This window comes from Lacticaseibacillus manihotivorans DSM 13343 = JCM 12514 (assembly GCF_001435035.1).
Classification (GTDB): Bacteria; Bacillota; Bacilli; order Lactobacillales; family Lactobacillaceae; genus Lacticaseibacillus; species Lacticaseibacillus manihotivorans.
Genome location: NZ_AZEU01000042.1, coordinates 1 through 6,590, shown reverse-complemented (window position 1 = coordinate 6,590; position 6,590 = coordinate 1). Strand labels below are relative to the sequence as shown.

The window sequence follows — 6,590 nt, the reverse complement described above, 5'->3', positions numbered from 1 at the left end:
GAGACAGATTCAACTTTATAATATTTCATCTGTCAACTTGACAGGGACTAGTGCATTGGTTATTTTTTTGCGTTTTATGATGTCCGGTGCATCAGTGGTTTAACACCGTTTTGGAACTGAAATCATCTCTCGTGGCCAGCCGGCGCCAGAAACCCGCTGGCTTAGCTATTATTTCTGCCACGTTCGATGATTTCAGTTCCACCACTACGTTATCCTGCTGGCACCTGATGACTACGAAGTGTGCAATGATAATACGGAAGAAAATATTCATCATAACGAATGACGTCGAAACCTGATCATGTTCAATCCGATGCGCATGATATCAATGGAGAAAAGCTGTGGGCGGAAGCGCCTTGGCAGAACGAAGGAATACTGGACAATTGCCCGTGGTAGTGAAATCAAGTGAAAAGCCGGGCTGTGGCGGTTCGCGTAGATTTCACCGGCAGATTTAGAAACAAAGCGGTTTTCTTTGGTTCTAAATCTAGGCAAAAGCTCCTCGAACGGTCTTTGTTCGAGAGCTACGCCGAAAAGGATCACTGGCAACTTGTCCAGTTTTCCGTAGTGTCGCCAAGGCACTGGAACCCCCAGATTTTCGTGCTGTTAGGCAGAAGTTGGGGTTTCGGTTATAATAGAAGTAATTATGTCGTCGGAGGGTTCGCTATGGCCATGTATCGGGAAAAACGGTTTGAACAAATCAAAAAGCTGTTGGACGAGAAACAAGAATTAAGCATCGAAGATATCATGCAAGCAGTGGGCGTATCGCGCGATACCGCCCGCCGCGACATTGTGGCCTTAGATGCCGCCGGTGCTGGGCGGCGGACGCGCGGTGGGATCGTCAGCTTAACGTTTGGGCATACGATCCCAAGTTACTCTGAACGCCAAAAGCTTTTCTCAGCAGAAAAATCCGCGATGGCCCAAGCCGCATTGAAATTGATCCAGCCAGGTGGGGTGTATTTCATCGATGACTCGACGACCTTGTTGAAACTGTCGCAAAGCATCACCGTGCCAGTGACGATTTATACCCATTCCTTGGATAATGCGATCGCTTTGGCGGTGCGGCCGGAAGTGACCTTGCGCTTGCTAGGCGGCAAGTTGAATCATCATGCGCGCTTCTTTTATTCAGTGGCAGGGTTAGAAACCCTGAGTCAGGTGCATTTTGATGCGGCGTTCATTGGGGCGACCGCGGTGAATGCTGACGGCTTGTTTTTTGCTTATGAAAATGATGCGCAGATCAAAGGCACCGTGGCCAAAACGGCTAAAAAAGTGGTAGTGGTTGCCGAAGCCCAGAAATTCGGGACGGACGCGACTTATCGGGGCTTTGAACTCAATGCCATCGATACGTTGATTTCAGATACTGCAATTTTACCGGCACAAAAAAATTGGTTTGATCCCAATACCAATTTGATCGTCGCGATTCCTTAATCTGTGCTTAAGCTTTGCCGGTTTGGCGACATTGCGACACGGAAGTTGTTAGAATTTGTTTGAATCCTGCCAGACGGTTATACTGAATGGCATATTAAAAAGTAGGTGAGTGTGTGGCAGAACCGTTAGTGTCGGTGATCGTTCCAGTTTATAACGTGGAACCGTATCTCAAGCGTAGTGTGCAAAGCCTGATGGCGCAGACTTATTTGAATTTGCAAATCATTTTGATCGACGATTGCTCGACGGACGACTCTGCTGCCGTGATCGCCCAAGCGGCCAAGTTAGATCGGCGCGTTGAGCCGATTTATTTGGCGGAAAACCGCGGCGTGTCTGCGGCGCGTAACGCTGGTTTGGCCAAGGCCCGTGGGTTGTACATTGCGTTTATGGATGGTGACGATTGGGTCGCCCCAACTTACGTGCAGAATTTCGTGACAACATTGGAATCTGGGCCTTATGATTTGTTGATCAGCCCGTTTTATACGGATAATCCTGAACCCCAACCCGTGGCCAAGAAACTACTTGGTGACCGCGTTTTGACCAAAGCCCAACTGATGCGCGGGATGCTTGCGCCAGTGGGCCAAGTGCGCGGCTATTTGTGGAATAAGTTTTACCGGCGCTCGGTGATCGATGCTTTGAATCTGACCTTTGATGAAAATGTCGCGATCATGGAAGACGAATTGTTCAACACAGCTTACATCATGGCCACTAGCCGGTTTTATTATTATGGGACGCCTGGCTATCACCATGTGGTGCGCTCAGATTCTGCCACCCAATCGCTTGGTGTGATCGGCGCCATTCCGCAACAGTTGTGGGCGTTGTGGCGGATCAGCCAAATTGCGATGAATGAAAAACGTGCCGTGGGCGTCGCGGCCCCGAATTTACCTAAGGAGGAGTCGAACCACTAATGCAACCAAATTTAACTCGGCAACAAATCAAACAACGCGCCAAGACTCAATTACGTCAACCTGGCGTTTGGGGGCAAATGATGATCGCCAACATTTTGCCATGGCTGATCACCGTGATTTTTACCTTAGTGACGGTGCTGGGCATCGTGGCGGTGATGACCAAATTTGGCGTTTCGCGAATGGCGCTTCAGCCAGAACAGTTTGCCACTTACTATCAACAACACTCAGACACGAGTATGCCGTTGTTGAAGCCTTTGGTGTTGTTATGGTTTACCCAAGGCGTGGCGTTCACGGCACTAGACATCTTTCGCGGTGCTAATCGCGTGCGGCCAGGCCAAGCGGTGATGCGTTTGTTTAACGGCCAGTACTTCTTTGGCATTTTGTTTGTTTGGGTGTTCACCGTTGTTTTGTACTTGATCGGGATGATGGCGTTTGTGATTCCAGCGATCCCGATCGTCTTTGGGACGTCGATGAGCTTTTACATTTACTATGATGGCAAAACCCATGCCGAAAATGGTCGCTTTTCGGCGATGCAAGCGGTGGGGCACTCTTGGCAAATGATGCGTGGCAACAAACTCGATTACTTCGTGTTGAAGTTGAGTCTACTAGGCTGGTCGATCCTCAAAGCGATCACCTGGCATTTGTTTGACTTTATGATCAATCCCTACTTGCAGTTAGTCGATGCTGGCTTTTACGAAAATGTCCAAACGCAATATGCGCAAAAGCAAGCGGAATTAAATTAATCAAATGAGTCGAGGCCTTGAAGGCTTCGGCTTTTTATTTACCCAGTGCTTTGCTTGAAACAGCACGCCGATACCTTCTAAATGGCAGCCGATCGCAAGTTGTTAATCGAAGGCGATAGTCGATGGCATAAAAATAGCCTCAGCAATCAACTGAGGCTAACGTGGATCAATAGACTTTCATTTTGTTCAATGGCCAGTATCGCCAAACCACCACAGATTGGACTTTATCTTTGGCGATAAACCCGAAGTCACGACCATCATGCGACACTAAGCGGTTATCCCCCATGACAAAGTATTCACCTTTCGGGACGGTTTTGGATTGCGTTGAAGCTAACGTGGCAATATTGAAATCAGTGGTGAATTGTAAACTGCCGACCGCCACGCCTTGTTGTGCGGCGTAAGCTTTGAGTTCGTTTTGCATGAACTTGGTTTTTAAATAAGGCTGATTTTGCTTTTTACCATTGATGTAAAGGGTGCCACTTTTGACGGCGACAGTGTCACCAGGCATGCCGATGACCCGCTTGATATACAATTGGCCAGGTTTGTCAGGCGCGTCGATCACTACGATGTTGTTGCGGTGGACCGCTTTGTTGCGCACACTGTACAGGCGGTCGCCATCTTCAAGGGTCGGCTGCATCGAGGTGCCTTGGACGATGTCTTTGCTTAAGACGTAATGCATCAAAAGCTGAGTGCCTAAGATCACGACCAGAAACAACACGATCAATTCGATCGTTGAGCGTAAGGCACTGGATTTTTGTTTTTTCAACGAAGCCACCTCGAAGGATTATTTGCGTTAAGTTTAACACAGGGGGCCGCCAATACAAAGAAATGTGCGGAGACAATGAATGATTTTTAGTTTCATAAGTCGTCACTTGGTTTGCCACGGCCTGTGAGTTGTGCTAGCCTATTATAGAAGAATTTTCAGAAAACCCATCAGAGGAGGATCCGACCCATGAGTGTCTTGACCGTCACGCATCTGTCACAACGTTTCATCGATAAGCAGCTCTACCAAGATGCCAGCTTTCAAGTCAATAAGGAAGACCACTTAGGCATCGTGGGTCAAAATGGGGTCGGCAAGTCCACCCTCATTAAGATCCTGACTGGCACTTTGGAACCTGACGAAGGCACCATTATCTGGCAAAAGCATGTCCGCGTCGGCTATTTGGACCAGTACGCCAACTTGCAACCAGGTCAATCGATCATGGACTTTTTAAAAACGGCCTTTGCCGACTTGTATGCCAAAGAAGCCAAAATGAACCAAATCTACGCCGATTATGCTGAAAACCCAGATGATGAGTTGTTGGCCAAAGCTGGGGAATTACAACAAGCGCTGGAAGCGGGCAATTTCTATGATTTGGAAACTGAAATCGAAACTGTCGGCACCGGCTTAGGGTTGGATGCGATCGGCTTTGATCACCCAGTTGACGCGTTATCTGGTGGCCAGCGCTCGAAGATCATTTTGGCGAAACTACTATTAGAAAAGCCTGACATGCTGTTGTTGGATGAACCGACCAACTACTTAGACGTCGGCCATATCGAATGGTTGACCGAGTGGCTGCAAAACTTCGAAGGCGCCTTTATCGTGATCTCACATGATTTCGACTTTTTGCAAAATGTCACCAACGCAGTGTTGGACATTGAATTTGCCCAAATCACCAAGTACACTGGCTCCTTGAACCAGGCGATGAAGCAAAAAGAAAAAGACCACGAAACTTATTTGAAGGCTTATAACAAACAACAAGCCCAAATCAAAAAGTCTGAAGCCTTTATTGCCAAATTTAAAGCGGGGACGCGTTCTACGATGGCGCGCTCGCGTGAAAAGCAACTTGCCCATATCGATCGCCTCACGCCACCTGGCAACCGGGCCAAAGCCCATATTGAATTTCCCTATACGCCAGTGCAACGTCAGATCTTAGTCGACGTGAACAATTTGGTGGTGGGCTATGAGAAACCATTGCTTGCGCCGATCAACTTCTCTGTCGGCAAAAATGAAGTGATCGCCTTAGAAGGGTTTAATGGGATCGGGAAATCGACTTTGCTGAAAACCATTTTAGGCCAGATCCCAGCTTTGGATGGCTCAGTGTCCATCGCCGAAAACGTGGTATTTGGCTACTTCGAACAAGAATTACGCTGGGCGATCCCGAAGCAAAGCCCACTGCAATTCCTGTTAGGTGAATACCCGGCTTTGTCTCAACGCCCATTGCGCCAAGTGCTGTCACGGACGGCGTTGACCCGCGAAGAAGCAGACAAACCATTGCAATTATTATCTGGTGGCGAACAAAGTAAAGTGAAAATCGCGGATCTGATGTTACAAGACACCAATATCTTAGTGATGGATGAACCGACCAACCATTTGGATGACGACACGAAAAATGCCTTGCGCACAGCCTTGATCAATTACCCAGGCGCTGTGCTATTGGTATCACATGAAGCCGGCTTTTATGACGACTCATGGGTGGATACCCGCATCAATATCGAAAACTTACGGCATGAATAGCATGAAAAACCCACTAGCTTTTTGCGGCTAGTGGGTTTTGTTGACTATTGGGGTTTGCGCCAGTTGATCAGCTCGAATTGATAAGTCATCGTTGCGGTGATCGACGCTTGCGGATGGGCGACTTGAAAGTGTTCAGCCATTTGTGTGGCCAGTTTTAAGGAAAACGGCCGTTCAAAGCTTTGCAGTTCGTCATTGATCGTGGTGGGGATGTCACGCTGGTAGGTGAAGCTTTGATGATGGACTTGGCGGTGAAGTTGGTTGAGGGCGGCTAAGTAACTTTTGGCACGTTGGGGATCAGCTTGATACACCGTTGGGATAGTCCAGTTGAGTTGTTGTGAGAGTTGTTGTTGTAAGCTGTCAGTTTGTCGGCTTTGGGTGTTGATGATCACCGCGTGCTTGGCTAAAGCTTCTAATAAAGGCAACTGCTTTGCTTGCAGCGTAGGTAGTTGGCTGACGAATACCAAATCAGCCAGCGGCCCGTTAAGCGTTGACCAGTCAGTTTGTTGATAGTTGGCCTGCTGGTGATGCTTGTTAAGCCACTGTAGGGCTTGTGCGAGCATTTTTGCTGACCAGTCATATAAGGTGACGCTAGCGCCGTGTTGGCTCAAAGGCAACGCATAGCGCCCAGATCCTGCGGCAATATCTGCGACAGTTAAATTAGCGAGTGGATAACGTTTGGCTAATGCATTGACCAGGTCTTGTTCAATTGGTAACGTAGATTCTTGTTGAATCGCTGCATAGGTTTCAGCAAACTCATCCCATTGTGATTCATCCATTGATGGTTAACCTCCAAAAAAGTTTTCGTGAAAAACCCTTGACGCAGATACCTCTACTTGGTATGATATCAAAGTTGTCTTTTTGATAACACCGGCGTTTCCAAAAGGTCATCAAAAAAAGTTGTTGACACTTTCTGAAAAAGTTGGTATGATATAAAAGTTGTCGCGATTGCGGATAAGCAATCAGGTCGAAAAAGTTTTTAAAACTTTTTCTTGACAACAAACTGATAGTTATGATAAACTTATG

Annotated in this window: 6 protein-coding genes; 4 read left to right on the top strand and 2 right to left on the bottom strand. The window is 47.6% G+C overall.

Features of this window, described 5'->3' with window-relative positions; genetic code table 11:
- Positions 1–660 precede the first annotated feature (660 nt).
- From FD01_RS02840 to FD01_RS02830, 3 genes are all read left to right on the top strand, one after another.
- The gene (locus FD01_RS02840; protein WP_056962517.1) at positions 661–1,422 is read left to right on the top strand and encodes a DeoR/GlpR family DNA-binding transcription regulator; all 762 of its coding nucleotides are present in this window, start codon (positions 661–663) and stop codon (positions 1,420–1,422) included.
- A 113-nt stretch (positions 1,423–1,535) separates the two neighbouring features.
- The gene (locus FD01_RS02835) at positions 1,536–2,327 is read left to right on the top strand and encodes a glycosyltransferase family 2 protein (RefSeq protein WP_054719150.1); all 792 of its coding nucleotides are present in this window, start codon (positions 1,536–1,538) and stop codon (positions 2,325–2,327) included.
- A complete protein-coding gene (locus FD01_RS02830; RefSeq protein ID WP_054719147.1) occupies positions 2,327–3,070 on the top strand; it encodes a DUF975 family protein in 744 nt (247 codons plus the stop codon). The genes FD01_RS02835 and FD01_RS02830 overlap by 1 nt, the downstream gene beginning before the upstream one ends.
- Before the next feature lie 166 nt (positions 3,071–3,236).
- On the opposite strand, the gene lepB is transcribed toward FD01_RS02830, so the two are convergent.
- The gene (gene lepB / locus FD01_RS02825; RefSeq protein WP_056962516.1) at positions 3,237–3,836 is read right to left on the bottom strand and encodes a signal peptidase I; all 600 of its coding nucleotides are present in this window, start codon (positions 3,834–3,836) and stop codon (positions 3,237–3,239) included.
- A 186-nt stretch (positions 3,837–4,022) separates the two neighbouring features.
- Between lepB and FD01_RS02820 the strand changes: the two genes are divergently transcribed.
- A complete protein-coding gene (locus FD01_RS02820; RefSeq protein WP_056962515.1) occupies positions 4,023–5,567 on the top strand; it encodes an ABC-F family ATP-binding cassette domain-containing protein in 1,545 nt (514 codons plus the stop codon).
- A 44-nt stretch (positions 5,568–5,611) separates the two neighbouring features.
- Here the strand turns inward: FD01_RS02820 and FD01_RS02815 are convergent, their stop codons facing one another.
- Entirely contained in the window at positions 5,612–6,343 is a 732-nt protein-coding gene (locus tag FD01_RS02815) for a class I SAM-dependent methyltransferase (RefSeq protein ID WP_056962514.1), read from the bottom strand.
- Positions 6,344–6,590: the final 247 nt, after the last annotated feature.

What these genes read in the sequence shown, in the direction of transcription:
- FD01_RS02840 (WP_056962517.1), top strand. Translation starts at nt 661, where the DNA reads ATGGCCATGTATCGGGAAAAACGGTTTGAACAAATCAAAAAGCTGTTG.
- FD01_RS02830 (WP_054719147.1), top strand. Translation starts at nt 2,327, where the DNA reads ATGCAACCAAATTTAACTCGGCAACAAATCAAACAACGCGCCAAGACT.
- FD01_RS02820 (WP_056962515.1), top strand. Translation starts at nt 4,023, where the DNA reads ATGAGTGTCTTGACCGTCACGCATCTGTCACAACGTTTCATCGATAAG.
- FD01_RS02815 (WP_056962514.1), bottom strand. Translation starts at nt 6,343, where the DNA reads ATGGATGAATCACAATGGGATGAGTTTGCTGAAACCTATGCAGCGATT.